The sequence below is a fragment of the Sanguibacter sp. TS_SC_8 genome, from assembly GCF_055361235.1.
In genome coordinates, this window is sequence record NZ_CM143955.1 from 3,503,799 (window position 1) to 3,518,960 (window position 15,162).

16 protein-coding genes are annotated in these 15,162 nt (G+C 70.5%); 4 read left to right on the top strand and 12 right to left on the bottom strand.

Annotated features, from left to right (window positions below):
- The first annotated feature begins 125 nt into the window (after positions 1 to 125).
- Entirely contained in the window at positions 126 to 1,496 is a 1,371-nt protein-coding gene (locus ACWA15_RS15790; protein ID WP_464056420.1) for a D-arabinono-1,4-lactone oxidase, read from the top strand.
- Positions 1,497 to 1,560: 64 nt separating this feature from the next.
- Here the strand turns inward: ACWA15_RS15790 and ACWA15_RS15795 are convergent, their stop codons facing one another.
- From ACWA15_RS15795 to ACWA15_RS15810, 4 genes are all read right to left on the bottom strand, one after another.
- Positions 1,561 to 2,034: a VOC family protein gene (locus ACWA15_RS15795; RefSeq protein WP_464056422.1), complete on the bottom strand. Its 474-nt coding sequence runs from the start codon at positions 2,032 to 2,034 to the stop codon at positions 1,561 to 1,563.
- 89 nt (positions 2,035 to 2,123) lie between these two features.
- Positions 2,124 to 2,621: a 2-C-methyl-D-erythritol 2,4-cyclodiphosphate synthase gene (ispF, locus tag ACWA15_RS15800; RefSeq protein WP_464056424.1), complete on the bottom strand. Its 498-nt coding sequence runs from the start codon at positions 2,619 to 2,621 to the stop codon at positions 2,124 to 2,126.
- On the bottom strand, positions 2,621 to 3,430 hold the full coding sequence (locus tag ACWA15_RS15805) for an IspD/TarI family cytidylyltransferase (protein ID WP_464056426.1): 810 nt from the start codon (positions 3,428 to 3,430) through the stop codon (positions 2,621 to 2,623). Before ACWA15_RS15805 ends, ispF begins: the two co-directional genes overlap by 1 nt.
- Before the next feature lie 73 nt (positions 3,431 to 3,503).
- The gene (locus ACWA15_RS15810; protein WP_464059539.1) at positions 3,504 to 3,986 is read right to left on the bottom strand and encodes a CarD family transcriptional regulator; all 483 of its coding nucleotides are present in this window, start codon (positions 3,984 to 3,986) and stop codon (positions 3,504 to 3,506) included.
- A gap of 356 nt (positions 3,987 to 4,342) precedes the next feature.
- Here ACWA15_RS15810 and ACWA15_RS15815 point away from each other — a divergent pair, with 356 nt between their 5' ends.
- Positions 4,343 to 4,819, top strand: coding sequence for a hypothetical protein (locus tag ACWA15_RS15815; RefSeq protein ID WP_464056428.1), 477 nt, complete (start codon positions 4,343 to 4,345; stop codon positions 4,817 to 4,819).
- Positions 4,820 to 4,991: 172 nt separating this feature from the next.
- On the opposite strand, the gene pstB is transcribed toward ACWA15_RS15815, so the two are convergent.
- The 6 genes from pstB to ACWA15_RS15845 all read right to left on the bottom strand — a co-directional run bounded on the left by pstB (position 4,992) and on the right by ACWA15_RS15845 (position 11,338).
- A complete protein-coding gene (gene pstB / locus ACWA15_RS15820) occupies positions 4,992 to 5,771 on the bottom strand; it encodes a phosphate ABC transporter ATP-binding protein PstB (protein WP_464056429.1) in 780 nt (259 codons plus the stop codon).
- A gap of 38 nt (positions 5,772 to 5,809) precedes the next feature.
- The gene (gene pstA, locus ACWA15_RS15825; protein ID WP_464056430.1) at positions 5,810 to 6,907 is read right to left on the bottom strand and encodes a phosphate ABC transporter permease PstA; all 1,098 of its coding nucleotides are present in this window, start codon (positions 6,905 to 6,907) and stop codon (positions 5,810 to 5,812) included.
- Entirely contained in the window at positions 6,907 to 7,890 is a 984-nt protein-coding gene (pstC, locus tag ACWA15_RS15830) for a phosphate ABC transporter permease subunit PstC (protein WP_464056432.1), read from the bottom strand. Before pstC ends, pstA begins: the two co-directional genes overlap by 1 nt.
- A gap of 132 nt (positions 7,891 to 8,022) precedes the next feature.
- Complete coding sequence (gene pstS, locus ACWA15_RS15835; RefSeq protein WP_464056434.1) at positions 8,023 to 9,177, bottom strand: phosphate ABC transporter substrate-binding protein PstS; 1,155 nt, start codon at positions 9,175 to 9,177, stop codon at positions 8,023 to 8,025.
- Positions 9,178 to 9,392: 215 nt separating this feature from the next.
- Positions 9,393 to 10,091, bottom strand: coding sequence for a response regulator (locus ACWA15_RS15840; protein WP_464056435.1), 699 nt, complete (start codon positions 10,089 to 10,091; stop codon positions 9,393 to 9,395).
- Positions 10,088 to 11,338, bottom strand: a complete 1,251-nt coding sequence (locus tag ACWA15_RS15845) for a sensor histidine kinase (RefSeq protein WP_464056437.1) — start codon at positions 11,336 to 11,338, stop codon at positions 10,088 to 10,090. The genes ACWA15_RS15840 and ACWA15_RS15845 overlap by 4 nt, the downstream gene beginning before the upstream one ends.
- A gap of 204 nt (positions 11,339 to 11,542) precedes the next feature.
- Between ACWA15_RS15845 and phoU the strand changes: the two genes are divergently transcribed.
- Positions 11,543 to 12,214 (top strand): phosphate signaling complex protein PhoU, encoded by a 672-nt coding sequence (gene phoU, locus ACWA15_RS15850; RefSeq protein ID WP_464056438.1) that lies wholly within the window; start codon positions 11,543 to 11,545, stop codon positions 12,212 to 12,214.
- A gap of 308 nt (positions 12,215 to 12,522) precedes the next feature.
- On the opposite strand, the gene ACWA15_RS15855 is transcribed toward phoU, so the two are convergent.
- Together ACWA15_RS15855 and mshA are read right to left on the bottom strand one after the other, a co-directional pair.
- Positions 12,523 to 13,260, bottom strand: a complete 738-nt coding sequence (locus ACWA15_RS15855) for a phosphoglyceromutase (RefSeq protein ID WP_464056440.1) — start codon at positions 13,258 to 13,260, stop codon at positions 12,523 to 12,525.
- Between the two features lie 86 nt (positions 13,261 to 13,346).
- Complete coding sequence (mshA, locus tag ACWA15_RS15860; RefSeq protein WP_464056441.1) at positions 13,347 to 14,597, bottom strand: D-inositol-3-phosphate glycosyltransferase; 1,251 nt, start codon at positions 14,595 to 14,597, stop codon at positions 13,347 to 13,349.
- A 182-nt stretch (positions 14,598 to 14,779) separates the two neighbouring features.
- Here mshA and ACWA15_RS15865 point away from each other — a divergent pair, with 182 nt between their 5' ends.
- Positions 14,780 to 15,097 carry a (2Fe-2S)-binding protein gene (locus ACWA15_RS15865; RefSeq protein ID WP_464056442.1) on the top strand — a complete coding sequence of 106 codons (318 nt, stop codon included), beginning with the start codon at positions 14,780 to 14,782 and terminating at the stop codon, positions 15,095 to 15,097.
- Positions 15,098 to 15,162: the final 65 nt, after the last annotated feature.

Here is a 15,162-nt window from a genome sequence, read left to right on the forward strand (position 1 = left end):
TCGGTCGAGTGCTTCGGGTACCTCCTCGTGCCCAGTCCATCATGGACTACATCCAGCACCCCGATCCCACCGGAACCACCATTTATGTGCATTGTGCGGGTTGCCGGGTGGCTAGAGTTCTCGCCATGACGACCTCGACGCCGCGGCCACAGGCGCCGCGCCCACAGCCATGGACCAACTGGGCCCGCACAGCGGCGTGCACCCCCGCGCGGGCGGTCGCTCCCCGGGACGAGGAGGGCGTCCGCGCCGCCGTGCTGGGGGCTGCCGCGCGCGGGGAGACGGTGCGCGCCGTCGGCGCCGGGCACTCCTTCACCCCCGCGGCGGCCACCGCCGGGACGATGCTCAGCCTGGACCACCTCACCGACCTCGAACGGCTCGTGCCGCTGCCCGACGGCGGGTCCCTCGTCACGGTCGGTGCGGGCATCCGCCTGCATGCCCTCAACACCCTGCTCGCCCAGAACGGGCTCGCGATGGTCAACCTGGGCGACATCGACCGTCAGTCGCTGGCCGGTGCGCTGAGCACCGGGACCCACGGCACGGGCGCCCGCCTGACCGGCCTGGCCGCGCTCGTCTGCGGTGTGCGGGTGCTCACCGCCGACGGGTCGGTCTACGACGCCGACGCTCAGAACCACCCGGAGCTCTTCGAGGCGGCGCGCCTGGGTCTGGGCACGATCGGGGTGCTGCTCACCGTGACGCTGCGGACCGCTGCGGCCTACTCCCTCACCGCGCAGGAGGAGCCGTGGGCCCTCGAGGCGGTCCTGGACGGGCTGACCGGTCCGGGCAACCTCGTCGACGGGAACGACCACTTCGAGTTCTACTGGTTCCCCCACACCCGGGGCACGCTCACCAAGCGGAACAACCGCGGGCCAGGTGGCGTGGGCGGCCCGGGCGGCGGCCTCTCGCGCTGGTCGCGGGCCCGGCGGTGGATCGACGACGAGCTGCTCTCGAACGGGGTGTTCACCGTCACGAACGAGCTGGGCGTCCTCGCGCCGTCAACGATCCCCCGGGTCAACCAGCTCGCCTCGCGCGGGCTGTCCGCCCGGACGTACACGGCGCCCTCGCACGAGGTGTTCATCACCCACCGCAGGGTGCGCTTTCGGGAGATGGAGTACGCGGTCCCGCGGGCCGATCTGCCCGAGGTGCTCGGTGAGATCGACCGGTGGATCGAGGCGTCGGGCGAGCGGGTGTCCTTCCCCGTCGAGGTGCGCTTCGCCGCGCCCGACGACGTCTGGCTGTCCACCGCGTACCGCCGCGAGTCCGCCTACATCGCCGTCCACCAGTACATCAGGACGCCGTACGAGCGGTACTTCGCCGGCGTCGAGACGATCCTGCGCCGTGCCGAGGGGCGCCCGCACTGGGGAAAGCTGCACACCTTGGGCGCCCGTGAGCTGGGCGAGCTCTACCCGCGGTTCGCTGACTTCCAGGCCATGCGCAACCGCCACGACCCGGCCGGGCTGTTCGCCAACGCCTACACCCGTCGGGTGTTCGGGGACTGAGCGCCGGCCGGCGGCGAGGCCGGCCGGCGGCGGGTGGCGGGCGGCTTGCGGCTGGCCGGGGACGTCAGCCGTCGTAGGCGGCCTGCAGCTCGGCGACGTCGAGCTTGTCCATGCCCAGGAGCGCCTGCATCACCCGGTTCACCCGGGCCGGGTCGGAGTCAGACATGAGCGGGCCCAGGGCGTCCGGCACGACCTGCCAGGACAGCCCGTACTTGTCCTTGAGCCACCCGCACCGTCCTGGCTCGCCGCCGTCGGCGGTCAACGCGTCCCAGAGGTGGTCCACCTCCGCCTGGTCCTTGGCGGCGACGGAGAGCGAGATCGCCTCGGTGAAGGGGAAGTCCTGACCGCCGTTGAGGGCCTGCATCCGGTTGCCGTCGAGCTCGAAGTCGATGCTCAGCACCGTCCCCTCGGGCAGCGGGGCTCCCGGCCCGTAGCGTGCGGTCTCCACGATCGTGGAGTTGTCGAAGACCGAGACGTAGAAGGTCACGGCGGCCTCGGCCTGGTCTGCGAACCACAGGCAGGGGAAGATCGTGTTCATCGTGGGCTCCAGGGTGTGCGGCGTCGGACAGCTGGGCTTTCAGCCTAAACCGGACGCCGGCGTCGCGGAAGGTGAGAGGAGCCGTCCGCTCAGGGCCCGAGGACGAGGGCGGTCGCGATCGCGGCGACGCCCTCGCCGCGCCCGGTCAGCCCCAGCCCGTCGGTCGTGGTCGCGGTCACCGTGACCGGGGCACCGGCGGCCGCGCTGAGCACGGCCTCGGCCTCGGCGCGGCGTGGACCGAGCCGGGGCCGGTTCCCCACGAGCTGCACGGCGACGTTCCCGATCCGGAACCCGGCGGCGCGGGCGCGGGCTGCCGCCTCGGCGAGCAGGCTGGCCCCGCTCGCGCCGGCCCATTCCGGGGCACTGGTCCCGAAGTTCGACCCGAGGTCCCCCAGCCCGGTCGCGGAGAAGATCGCGTCCGCCGCGGCGTGCGCGACGACGTCGGCGTCGGAATGGCCGGCCAGCCCGTTCTCCCCGGGCCAGCGCAGCCCTGCCATCCACAGCTCACGCCCCTGGGCGGGGTCGGCGAAGGCATGGACGTCGGTCCCGATCCCGATCCGGGGAAGAGCGGGCGGTGCGGTGTCCATCAGGTCTCCTCGGTCAGGACCAGGATCTGGGCGAGCGCCAGGTCCTGGGGCGTGGTGATCTTCATGGCGCGCGTGTCTCCGGCGACGATCCATACGTGCTCACCGAGCGCTGCGACGAGCGTCGAGTCGTCGGTCGCGGCGGTCGCCTCGTCGCCGGCGCGCGCCGCGCCGGCGGCGTGGGCTCTGCGCAGCAGGTCCCACGCGAAGCCCTGGGGGGTCTGGACGGCCCGGAGGGTGATCCGGTCCACGGTGCCCGCCGATCGCAGCACGGCGGGGGCGGAAGGTTCAGCGTCAGGGGCAGCGCCGTGGGCGGCGTCGCCAGCGGCGGGGTGCGCGTCGTCGGACCTCGTGTCAGCGACCCGCAGCATCGTGTCGGTGACCGCCAGGCCGGGCACGACGGCCGCGTGGCCCGAGCGCACAGCAGCGATGATCGCCCGCATCATGGCAGCGGGGGCGAGGGCGCGGGCGGCGTCGTGGACGAGCACCACGTCGTAGTGATGGTCGGGGTCCCGCGCCGCCTCGAGCGCGGCAAGTCCGGCGGCGACCGACGCCTGCCGGCTCGGCCCCCCGGGCACCACCTGCCAGGGCACGGTGAGCCCCGCGGCCGACAGCGCGGCGTGGAAGGCGGGGAGGTGCTCGACGGGTGCCGTCACGACGATGCCCTCGATCTGACCGGTCGCGCACAGACGACTGGCGGCGTGCCCCACCAGGGAGCACCCCGCCAGCTCTGCGAGAGCCTTGGGAAAACCGAGGCCCAGCCTGGCGCCGGAACCGGCCGCCGTCAGGACGGCGACGGCTCCGGACCTCATGCGCAGGCCTCCGTCGACCATGTCATCTGACCTGGTCCACGCGAGACGACCGTGATGCCGCTGACGCCCGTCGTCAGGACGCCAGGACCTCATCGAGGATGGCTTCGGCCTTCTCTTCTTCTGTGTGCTCGGCGAGCGCAAGCTCGGAGACCAGAATCTGACGGGCGCGAGCGAGCATCCGCTTCTCACCGGCCGAGAGTCCACGGTCGGCGTCACGACGTGAGAGGTCGCGGACGACCTCGGCCACCTTGATGACATCGCCCGAGGCGATCTTCTCGACGTTGGCCTTGTAGCGGCGCGACCAGTTGGTCGGCTCCTCCGTGTACGGCGCGCGGAGCACCTCGAACACGCGGTCGAGGCCTTCCTGACCAACCACGTCCCGGACGCCGACGAGGTCGATATTCTCTGCCGGGACCTCGATGGTCAGATCTCCCTGAGTGACCTTGAGCTTCAGGTAGAGCTTGTCCTCGCCGCGGATGGTGCGGGTCTTGATCTCTTCGATAAGAGCGGCACCGTGGTGCGGGTAGACAACCGTCTCCCCAACTGTGAACGTCATCTGTGGATGTCCCCTTTCGCGGAACCCCATCTTACCACGTCAGATCGTTGAAATTCCGCGCCCGCCGTGCGGTCTCGCTCGCGAAGCCCCACGCGCCGCACGGGCGCCCCACGCCCCTGATCTGCAGGAGGTGGCCGGTGTGCGGCCGCCCGGCGACCGGCCGGTGTGTCGCGAACCATACCGAATTCACTACGTGCGGGCGGGGCAGACGGACTAGGCTTGCGCCATACGGCCTTTTCCCTGTGTCTCCCCGCGTAGCGGCTGCGAGCGATCACCGCACGCGGCGCGGCCGTATCCGGCGGACCGACTCGGTCAGCCGAAGATCTTCCCGCACACGTGCCAACACAGGAGTTCGAGTGATTCGTCAGCTGAAGAAGTCCCGAGCCGCACTGGTTGTCGGCGTGGCCGGACTGGGCCTGGCCCTGTCCGCGTGCTCCCCCACCACGACGAACAAGCCGTACGCCGCCTCCGACGGCATTCGCGCCACCCTGGGCGACTTCACTCTGGAGAACCTCTCGATCGTGACGCTGGCCAAGGGTGAGCCGGGCCAGCTGCTCGGCGCCGCGGTGAACTCCTCGGGGTCGGCCGGCAGCGTCACCCTGGTCTCGGAGGACGGATCGGTCAACATCCCCGTCCCGGTCAAGGCGAACTCGACCGTGAACTTCTTCCAGGACGGCAAGGAGCTCGGCCTCATCTCCTCGGTCCCGGCCGCCCCCGGGCAGACCCTCGAGGTCACCGTGACCGACCTCGGCGGGGAGTCCAAGACGGTCTTCGTCCCCGTGCTCGACGGCTCGTGGCCCGAGTACGCGGACGCGGTCCCGACCAACGGCTGACCCCAGCGCACCAGACACCCCAGCACGCCAGACGGCGCCGGCCCCCTGCGGGGAGCCGGCGCCGTCGTCGTTCCCCCCGGAACCCCGCTGAGTGCGGTCGAACGGCTGCCCACACCGGACATCCGGCAGCCGTTCGACCGCACTCAGCGGGTGGGGGTGGGGTGGGGGCAGGTCACCCGAAGCGGCCGGAGATGTAGTCCTCGGTCGCCTTCTGGGTGGGTGAGGAGAACATCGTCGAGGTGTCGTCCATCTCGATGAGCTTGCCCGGCTTGCCCGTCCCGGCGATGTTGAAGAACGCCGTCCGGTCGCTCACCCGAGCGGCCTGCTGCATGTTGTGGGTGACCACGACGATCGTGTAGTCGTTCTTGAGCTCGGCCATGAGGTCTTCGATCGCGAGCGTGGAGATCGGGTCGAGGGCCGAGCAGGGCTCGTCCATGAGCAGCACCTCGGGGCGCACCGCGATCGCGCGGGCGATGCACAGGCGCTGCTGCTGCCCGCCGGAGATCGAGGAGCCCGGACGGGCGAGGCGGTCCTTGACCTCGTTCCACAGGTTGGCCGCCCGCAGGGAGGACTCCACGAGGTCGTTCGCGTCGGACTTGGAGATCCGCTTGTTGTTGAGCTTGACCCCGGCCAGGACGTTCTCCGCGATCGACATCGTCGGGAACGGGTTGGGGCGCTGGAAGACCATGCCCACCTGACGGCGGACCTCGACGGGGTCGACGTCGGCCGCGTAGAGGTTCTGGCCGTTCATCACGGCCTTGCCCTGGACGCGGGCACCCGGGATGACCTCGTGCATGCGGTTGAGGGTCCGCAGGAAGGTGGACTTCCCGCAGCCGGACGGACCGATGAGTGCCGTGACCGACCGTGCCTCGATCGTCATCGACACGTCCTCGACCGCGAGGAAGTCCCCGTAGTAGACGTTGAGGTCGTTGACCTCGATGCGCTTGGACATGTGCTGCCTTTCTGTGCGGACTCCCGGGGAGGGCAGTCTCAGCGAGAAGCCTTCGGGGAGAAGAACCTGCTGATCAGACGCGCGATGACGTTGAGCAGCATGACGATGAGGATGAGTGTGAGGGCGGACGCCCAGGCCCGGTCGACGCCCACGCCTCCCTGGGAGTACTGGTTGTAGGCGAACACCGGCAGGGTGGTCATACGCCCGTCGAAGAGGTTCCAGTTGACCTGGGCGATGATGCCGACCGTGAGCAGCAGCGGTGCGGTCTCCCCGATGACCCGGGCCACGGACAGCATGACTCCGGTGACGATGCCGGCGATCGCCGTCCGCAGGACCACCTTGATGATCGTCAGGTACTTGGGCACGCCGAGGGCGTAGGACGCCTCGCGCAGCTCGTTGGGGACCAGCCGCAGCATCTCCTCGACCGAGCGGATGACGACCGGCGTCATGAGCAGGGACAGTGCCACGGCCCCCATGATGCCGGCGCGGAAGGCCGCACCGAAGACCTGCGTGAAGAGCGCGAAGGCGAACAGACCGGCCACGATCGAGGGGATGCCCGTCATGACGTCGACGAGGAAGGTGATCCCGCGGGCCAGGGGCCCGCGACCGTACTCGACGAGGTAGACGGCCGTGAGGATGCCGATCGGCACCGAGATCGCCGCGGCTGCGGCGGTGATGAGGACCGTGCCGACGATCGCGTGGTAGACCCCACCCTCGGTCATGTCGCCGAAGACGCCCACCATGTTGGTGTTGAGGAAGGTGAGGCTGAAGAGCGCCGACCCCTTGGACAGGACCGTCCAGAGCAGCGAGACGAGCGGGATGAGCGCCAGCCCGAAGGCGAAGCTCACCAGCGTCGTCGCGAGGCGGTCCGTCGCCCAGCGCGGACCTTCCACCACGCGGGAGACGATGGTGACCGCAACCGCGTAGAGGACCGCGGTGAGCGCACCCACCGAGGCGACGGTCGGTGTCCCCAGGACCAGGACGAGGAGGAAGGACACGACGAGCGCGCCACCTGCCACGGCCCACGGGGCCCACGGCTTGAGGCGGGTCCGACGACGTGAGCCGTCGAGGGCGGCCGAGCTCGGTCCGTCCGGTGCGGAACCGGAGGGCGAGACGCTGAGTGAGGCGGTGGTCATCAGTTGGCTCCTGAGAACTCGCTGCGGCGAGAGATGATCCAGCGGGCGACCATGTTGACCGCGAGGGTGATGACGAACAGCGCCAGACCCGTCGCGATGAGCGCGTTGACAGAGAGGCCGGAGGCCTCGGGGAACTTCGCGGCGATGTTCGCGGCGATGGACTGGTGCTGGCCGGGCTTGAGGAGGAAGAAGGAGTAGAGGAAGCCCGGGGACAAGATCATGAGCACGGCCATCGTCTCGCCGAGGGCGCGGCCGAGGCCAAGCATCGAGGCGCTGATGAGACCGGACCGGCCGAAGGGCAGCACCGCCATGCGGACCATCTCCCAGCGCGTGGCGCCGAGGGCGAGCGCGGCCTCCTCGTGGAGGCGCGGCGTCTGCAGGAACACCTCGCGGGCCACCGCGGTGATGATCGGGAGGATCATCACGCCCAGCACGACCGAGGCGGTGAGGATGTTCTTGGCCGGGGGCTGGTAGCCCTCGAAGAGCGGGATGAATCCGAGGAAGCCCGTGAGCCACTGGAACACCGGGTCGAGGGTGGGCGCGAGCCACAGCGCGCCCCAGAGGCCGTAGACGACCGAGGGGATCGCCGCGAGCAGGTCGATGATGTACCCGAGCCCCTGTGCGAGGCGACGCGGCGCGTAGTGCGAGATGAAGAGCGCGATGCCCAGCGAGAGCGGGACGGCGATGCCGAGGGCGAGCACCGATGCGAGCAGCGTGCCGAAGATCAGGGGGCCGGTGTACCCGAGGAGGGACTCCGCCTTGAACCAGGAGATCTGCTGGAGCTCCTCGGGCGAGGCCGTGATGGCCGGCCAGGCGCGGATCACGAGGAAGGCTGTCACAGCCGCGAGGGTCACCAGGATGGTCAGCCCGGCCGCGGTCGACAGGTACTGGAACACCCGACCGGCGAGGCCACCCTTGTTGCTCTTCACGGGGGGTTCTTCCTCATAGGTCTTCTTCGTGGGGGCGGGGCTCAGAACGGCCACGGGATCTCCGTCAGCTCTCTGGGGCCGACTGGCCCCGATGTGCGGTGCAGGGATGTGCTCGCTGGCACTGGTGCGGAAGCACCTTGGCCGCGTCCGGTGTGCACCGGACGCGGCCTTGGAGTTCTTGTCAGGTCAGCTGACGACCGAGATCGACTCGACCGCGGCAAGCACCTCGTCGCGCAGAGCGTCCGAGATCGGAGCCGAGCCGGCGACGTCAGCCGAAGAGACGAGGTCCTGTCCCTCTGCGCTGGCCATGTAGCTGAAGAAGGCCTTGACGTTCGCGGCGTCGGCCTCGGTCTCGTACTGCGAGCAGGCGATCGAGTACGACATGAGCACGAGCGGGTACGCTCCGGCGGCCGTGGTCGAGCGGTCCAGCTCGACGATGAGACGCTTGTCGGTGGCGTCGGCGGCACGCGGGGAGGCGTCCACGACCATCGCGGCAGCCTCAGGAGAGAACGGCACGTACTCTTCGCCGACCTTGAGCGCCACGGTTCCGAGGTCACCGGCCTGTGAGGCGTCGGCGTAGCCGATTGCACCCTCGGCACCGGTCACGGTGTCGACGACACCCGAGGTCTTGTTGCCGGACTGCGTGCCCGAGATGGGCCAGTCACCGCTGGCCTCGTAGGTCCAGGCACCGTTCGAGGCGGCCGCCAGGTACTCCGTGAAGTTCTCCGTCGTTCCCGACTCGTCCGAGCGGTTGACCGGGATGATCGCCAGGTCGGGGAGCTCGACGCCGTCGTTCTCGGCGACGATCGCGGGGTCGTTCCACGTCGTGATGGTGCCGTTGAAGATGTTGGCGATCGTCTCGCCCGACATGTTGATGTTGTCGGCATCCACGCCCGGCAGGTTGTAGATGACGGCGATCGGGCTGATGTAGAGGGGGACCTCGATGGCCTCGCCGCCGAAGCAGCGTGCCTCGGCAGCAGTGAGCTCTTCGGGCTTGAGGGCAGCGTCGCTGCCGGCGAAGAGCACGCCGCCGGACAGGAACTGCTCACGGCCACCGCCCGAGCCGACGGAGTCGTAGCTCACGGTGACGTCGGGCGCGGTCTGGCTGAAGGTGGCCATCCAGCCGCCCATGGCCTTCTCCTGCGAGCTCGCACCGGCGCCGGCCAGGTTGCCCGAGAGGTCTGCGGCCGCGTCGGTCGCCGCGGCGTCCGTCCCGGCTCCGGTCGTGGTGTTCGACGTCGTGGCGTCGGAACCACATGCGGTGAGGGTTGCTGCGAGTGCTCCGACCAGCGCGATGCTGGCGAGGCTGCGGTTGTTCACACGCTTCACTGTCTTACCCATCCTCAAAGTCTTGGTCACAGGAGGTTCTGCGATCAACGATGACGCTAAGCACCCCGGGTGACGCGTCGAGGTGGCGAGGGTGAACGGGAGATGAACAGTTCGCAGACAGTTCGGCGCCACGGCGAGCCTGCGCCGTTGCGGGCTCCGATAATGCCCGACGGCGCGTGCCCGGGTGGGGCACGCGCCGTCGGGCACGCGGGGTGGAGCCGGGACGCTCAGGTGGTCTCGACGAGCTTGTAGCCGAGGCCGCGCACGGTCAGCAGCAGCTCGGGGCTCGCCGGGTCGGCCTCGACCTTGGCCCGCAGCCGTTTGACGTGCACGTCGAGGGTCTTGGTGTCACCGACGTAGTCCGATCCCCACACGCGGTCGATGAGCTGGCCGCGGGTGAGCACCCGGCCGGCGTTGCGGAGCAGGAACTCGAGCAGGTCGAACTCCTTGAGCGGGAGGGGCACGACCTCCCCGCGCACCGTGACGACGTGCCGCTCGACGTCCATCACCACCGGGCCCGTGGTGAGCAGGTCTTCGGCCGTGTCGTCCTCGGACTCCGACGCCGGCTGGCGCCGACGCAGGACCGCACGCACCCGGGCCAGCAGCTCGCGGAAGGAGTACGGCTTGGTGACGTAGTCGTCCGCGCCGAGCTCGAGGCCCACGACCTTGTCGATCTCCCCGTCCTTGGCGGTGAGCATGATGACCGGGACGTCCCCGCGCTGACGCAGCTCGCGGCACACCTCGGTGCCCGAGAGCCCGGGCAGCATGAGGTCGAGCAGCACGAGGTCCGCGCCGCCCGCGTCATAGGCGGCGAGCGCCTCGGGGCCGGTGGCCACGGCGACGACGTCGAAGCCCTCGCGGGTCAGCTGGTACGTGAGCGGTTCGCGGTAGGACTCCTCGTCCTCGACGACCAGGATGCGGATCACGCATCCACCTCTTTCTGAGAGTCGGGTGAATCGTTGGGGTCGGACGGGGTGGTGGGGTCGGACGGGGTGGTCGCGTCGACGGGGTCGGACGCGGACAGGTGGCTGAACGGGGCGCCGTCCGGGTGGGCGGCCGGGATCCGCAGGGTGAAGGTCGATCCCCGGCCGGGCTCGGACCAGATCTTCACGTCCCCACCGTGGTCGGCGGCGACGTGCTTGACGATACTCAGGCCCAGGCCCGTGCCGCCGGTGTCGCGCGAGCGTGCCGGGTCCACCCGGTAGAACCGCTCGAAGACCCGGCTCTGCTCAGCGGGGGAGATCCCGATCCCCTGGTCCACGACCACGATCTCGACGAGGTCGCCCACGAGCTTGACCCCCACCCCGACCCGGGTGTTGGGCCCGGAGTAGGCGACGGCGTTGTCGAGCAGGTTGCGCACGGCGGTGACCAGCAGGGAGTGGTCCCCGTAGACGGTCAGGCCGGAGTCCCCGCCGAGGGCGAGCGTGATGTCCTTGGACGCGGCGACCACGCGGGCCCGGTCGGCGGCCTCGTCGATCACCGCGTCGACGCTGATCACCGCGATCTCCCGGAGCGCCCCGGCGACCTGCAGCCGGGACAGCTCGATGATCTCGTGCACGAGGGCGGCGAGCCGGGTCGACTCCTGCTGCATCCGGCTGGCGAAGTGGCGCACCGCCTCGGGGTCGTCCGCGGCGTCCTGCATCGTCTCGGCGAGCAGCGAGATGGCCCCGACGGGGGTCTTGAGCTCGTGGGAGACGTTGACCGTGAAGTCGCGGCGGATGGCTTCGATGCGCCGGGCCTCGGTGCGGTCCTCGGCGAGGACCGCCACGTGCTCGGTGTCGATGTTGGCGACCCGGACCTGGAGCATGACGCGTCCGCGACCGACCGGTCCGCGGGGCAGCTCGAGCTCTTCGTCGGCGATGACCCCGTCGCGGCGGACGGCGTCGATCATGTCCTGGATGGCGGGGTGGGCGATGACGTCTCCGCGGACGAGGCCGAGGGCGTACGCCGGGGCGCTCGCCCGGATGACGGTGTTGTCCGAGTCGAGCACGACCGCGGCGGACCGCAGGATCGCCAGCACCCGGACGACGCCAGGGTCGAGCTCAGCCGGCGGCTGCTCGGGGACCGTGCGCAGCTGATGCTCGCTCACCCGGAAAGCGAGGGTCGCGGCCACTCCGGTCACAAGACCGAGCAGACCAGCGACTACGATCTGAAGTCCATCCACGCCGACCACCCTACGGTCCTCGCCCTGCTGCCCCGCACAGACCAGGACGGACACCCCTGGTCGCGACGTTCGGAACCGCGGCAATCCGCGGCGGCTGCGGGGCGACGTCGTGAAGTGTTCACCTGGAGTCGGTGCGTCGTTCACCCTCGCGCCGTACGCCCCACACCTGAGGTTGTCATCGTTGCCGCTGCACCACACCACGAGAGGGAACACATGCGCGAGATCTTCGAAGCCGAACTCAAGCAGGTCGGTGATGACCTGACCGAGATGAGCCGCCTGGTCGAGTCTGCCGTCACCCGCGCGGGCACCGCTCTGCTCACCGCGGACCTGCAGCTTGCTCAGGCCGTCATCGCTGACGACCGGGCGATCGACCAGATCGAGCGCGAGCTCGACGAACGGTGCGTGCTGCTGCTGGCCAAGCAGCAGCCCGTGGCCACCGACCTGCGCATCGTGGTCAGCGCGCTGCGGATGAGCGCGACCCTGGAGCGGATGGGCGACCTCGCCCGGCACATCGCCCAGGTCGCCCGTGGCCGCTACCCCCGCCACGCCATCGCCCCCGGCGTCGAGCCCACCTTCGCCGCGATGCACGACGCCGCGACCCGCGTCGCACAGCGCACCACGACCCTCCTGGCCACCCGCGACCTCACCGTCGCTGCCAACATCGAGCGCGACGACGACCTCCTGGACCAGCTGCACCAGGACACCTTCGCCGCCCTGCTCACCGACGCCTGGACCGGTGACGCCCAGGCGACCATCGACGTCACGCTCGTCGGGCGCTACTACGAGCGGTTCGGCGACCACGGCGTCTCGATCGCCCGCCGGGTCGTGTACCTGGTGACCGGAGACTTCGCCGACGAGCGCGGCGTCCCCACGATCTCCGCCTAGCCCCAACCCGCGCCGAAGCGGCGCCGGGCCGGCGCCGGGCCGCCAGGCCCCGGCCCCGGCCCGAAGGCCCCGCCGAGCTCGTGAATGGCTCGGCGAACTCGTGAGCGACGGGCCGTCCTCGGCTCTGAACCGTTCTCGCTCACGAGTTCGGCGGCGCAAACACGAGCTCGGCGGGCCGGTCACGAGGCCGGCGAGGGGAACACGAGTGGGCGGGCCGGACACGAGCTCGGCGAGGCCGCTCCGCATGACGAAGGGCGCATCACCTGTGGGTGATGCGCCCTTCGTCGTGCAGGTCGGAAGAACCGGGGTCAGCGACCCTGGTTGGCGACTGCGGCGACCGCGGCTGCGGCAGCGTCGGCGTCGAGGTAACGACCGCCCTTGACGACCGGGACGAAGTTCTCGTCCAGCTCGTAGACGAGGGGGATGCCGGTCGGGATGTTCAGCCCGGCGATGGCCTCGTCGGAGATGCCGTCGAGGTGCTTGACGATCGCGCGCAGGGAGTTGCCGTGCGCGGCGACGAGGACGATCTTGCCGGCGCGCAGGTCGCTGACGACCTCACCTTCCCAGTACGGCAGGGCGCGCTCGAGGACGTCCTTGAGGCACTCGGTCGCCACGACGGGGGCGTCGGCGTACCGGGGGTCGCTGTCCTGGGAGAACTCCGAGCCGAGCTCGATCGCGGGCGGCGGCACGTCGAAGGACCGACGCCACAGCATGAACTGCTCTTCGCCGAACTCGGCGAGCGTCTGCTTCTTGTCCTTGCCCTGGAGCGCACCGTAGTGGCGCTCGTTGAGGCGCCAGCTGCGCTTGACCGGGATCCAGTGGCGGTCCGCGGCGTCGAGCGCGAGGTTCGCGGTCGTGATCGCACGGCGCAGGAGCGACGTGTGCACGACGTCGGGCAGGATGCCGGCTTCCTTGAGAAGCTCGCCGCCGCGCTTGGCTTCGCCGGTGCCCTTCTCGGACAGGGGCACGTCGACCCAGCCGGTGAACAGGTTCTTTGCGTTCCAGTCGCTCTCGCCGTGGCGGAGCAGCACAAGGGTGTATGTCATGGTCCCTATCTTGCCGCATCCTCGGCTCGACGCGCATGGGCCTTTCGACCGATGGACGCCTCCTGGTCGGGCCGGCTGCGTCGGGGTCAGCCGCGCGCGGCGAGAGAGTAGACCTTGAGGGTCTCCTCGGCCGTGGTGTCCCAGCGGAACCGGGCCGCCACCGCGAGTGCGCCGCGCGCGAGCGCGGCGCGACGGACGTCGTCGTGCAGCAGCTCGGTGAGGACCTTGGCCCAGCGGTGCGGGTCGTGGTCGGGGACCAGGACGCCGGACGTGCCGTCCTCGACGGCCGTCCGCAGCCCGCCGACGTCGGCCGCGACCACCGGTGTGCCGCACGCCTGCGCCTCGACCGCGACGAGGCCGAAGGACTCGCTGCGCGAGGGGACCGCGACGAGGTCCGCGGCGCGGAACCAGCGCGCGAGCTCGGTGCGCGGGACCGCCGGGCGGAAGAGGACGTTCTCGCTGACCCCCACCTGGTAGGCGAGCGCCTCGAGCTCGCGCAGCGCCGTCGGGCGCCCGCTCGCGCCGCCGATGATCACCAGGGTCGGCACCACCTCGCCGTGGTCTGCGAGCACGCCGAGGGCGCGGATGAGCACGTCGGGCGCCTTGAGCAGCTGCACCCGGCCGGCGAAGACGACGATCTTGCCGGCGGGGTCCAGGCCCAGGCCGGCACGCTCGGCGGCCTTGCTGCCCGGGCCCGAGGCGGTGGCCGGGGAGAACGTCTCCAGGTCGACGCCGGGGGTGACCACGTGCACCTTGGCCGGGTCCGCCTGGTACTCGGTGATGAGGTCGTCAGCCTCGGCCGGGGTGTTCGCGATGAGCGCGTCCGCCTCCGCGACCACCTGCTCCTCCCCGATGATCCGTCCCATCGGCTCGGGGACGTCGCCCGGAGCGAGGGTGAGGTTCTTCACGCGGGCCATCGTGTGCATCGCGTGCACCAGCGGGACGTTCCACCGGTCGGCCGCGAGCATCCCGGCCTGCCCGGAGAGCCAGTAGTGGGAGTGCACGACGTCGTACCAGCCGGCCCGGCGGGCCGCTTCCGTGCGCAGCACACCGGCCGTGAAGTAGCAGAGCTGGCCGGGCAGGTCGTTCTTGTCGAGGCCTTCGAACGGACCGGCGGTGATGTGCCGCACGAGGATGCCGTCGGCGACCTCGACGACGTCGGGCTGGGCGGAGCAGGTGCGGCGGGTGAACATCTCCACGCTCGCCCCGCGCCGGGCGAGGGCCGCGGACAGCTCGGTCATGTAGACGTTCATGCCGCCGGCGTCGCCCGTGCCGGGCTGAGCGAGCGGGGAGGTGTGGACGGAGAGCATCGCCACGCGGGGCGAGTCGTTGGTCATAGCCGTCCAGGGGTTGTACGCATACCCCAGTCTCCCACCTCTCCGGGGCGGGGTGGGATGGCACCGGACAGCGACTCGAGGCAGGGCCGGGACGGGGGTCGTCGGAGCGAGGAGCGCCGCGGCAGGGTGCGCGAGGGTCGAAGGTCCTACCGCGAAGGCGGTGCGTCAGGGACGATTGATCCATGGAACAGCAGGCAGCGCCTCAGCGCACAGCGGACCCACTCGCAGCCCTGCGCCTCATGCTCGACGAGAGCCCGGAGCAGCCCCAGCCGGTTGTCCCCGCTCCCGCCGCCGAGTGCGAGGCCCTGACCGACGATCACCTGGTGTGCGGCTGCAACAACGTCAGCGCCGGGGAGATCCGGGAAGTCCTTCGGTCGGGACGATGTGCCAGCTTCGACGACGTGCAGGTGGTCACCCGGGCGGGTGGCGGTTGTGGTCACTGCCTGCCGGTGGTCGCCGGCCTCGTCCAGGTCGAGCTGAGCCGTCCGCCGGTCGTCTGACTCCCCTCCACTCGCCGATGCCGGTGGGATCCCCCTGCGGATCCCACCGGCATCTGTGCGTGCTG

Excerpts from the sequence above, each read along its gene's own strand:
- pstB (WP_464056429.1), bottom strand. The coding sequence starts at position 5,771 with ATGTCCAAGCGCATCGAGGTCAACGACCTCAACGTCTACTACGGGGAC.
- phoU (WP_464056438.1), top strand. The coding sequence starts at position 11,543 with ATGCGCGAGATCTTCGAAGCCGAACTCAAGCAGGTCGGTGATGACCTG.
- ACWA15_RS15865 (WP_464056442.1), top strand. The coding sequence starts at position 14,780 with ATGGAACAGCAGGCAGCGCCTCAGCGCACAGCGGACCCACTCGCAGCC.
- ACWA15_RS15805 (WP_464056426.1), bottom strand. The coding sequence starts at position 3,430 with ATGAGGTCCGGAGCCGTCGCCGTCCTGACGGCGGCCGGTTCCGGCGCC.
- ACWA15_RS15795 (WP_464056422.1), bottom strand. The coding sequence starts at position 2,034 with ATGAACACGATCTTCCCCTGCCTGTGGTTCGCAGACCAGGCCGAGGCC.
- pstA (WP_464056430.1), bottom strand. The coding sequence starts at position 6,907 with ATGACCACCGCCTCACTCAGCGTCTCGCCCTCCGGTTCCGCACCGGAC.
- ispF (WP_464056424.1), bottom strand. The coding sequence starts at position 2,621 with ATGGACACCGCACCGCCCGCTCTTCCCCGGATCGGGATCGGGACCGAC.
- mshA (WP_464056441.1), bottom strand. The coding sequence starts at position 14,597 with ATGACCAACGACTCGCCCCGCGTGGCGATGCTCTCCGTCCACACCTCC.
- ACWA15_RS15810 (WP_464059539.1), bottom strand. The coding sequence starts at position 3,986 with ATGACGTTCACAGTTGGGGAGACGGTTGTCTACCCGCACCACGGTGCC.
- pstS (WP_464056434.1), bottom strand. The coding sequence starts at position 9,177 with ATGGGTAAGACAGTGAAGCGTGTGAACAACCGCAGCCTCGCCAGCATC.
- ACWA15_RS15855 (WP_464056440.1), bottom strand. The coding sequence starts at position 13,260 with ATGACATACACCCTTGTGCTGCTCCGCCACGGCGAGAGCGACTGGAAC.
- ACWA15_RS15790 (WP_464056420.1), top strand. The coding sequence starts at position 126 with ATGACGACCTCGACGCCGCGGCCACAGGCGCCGCGCCCACAGCCATGG.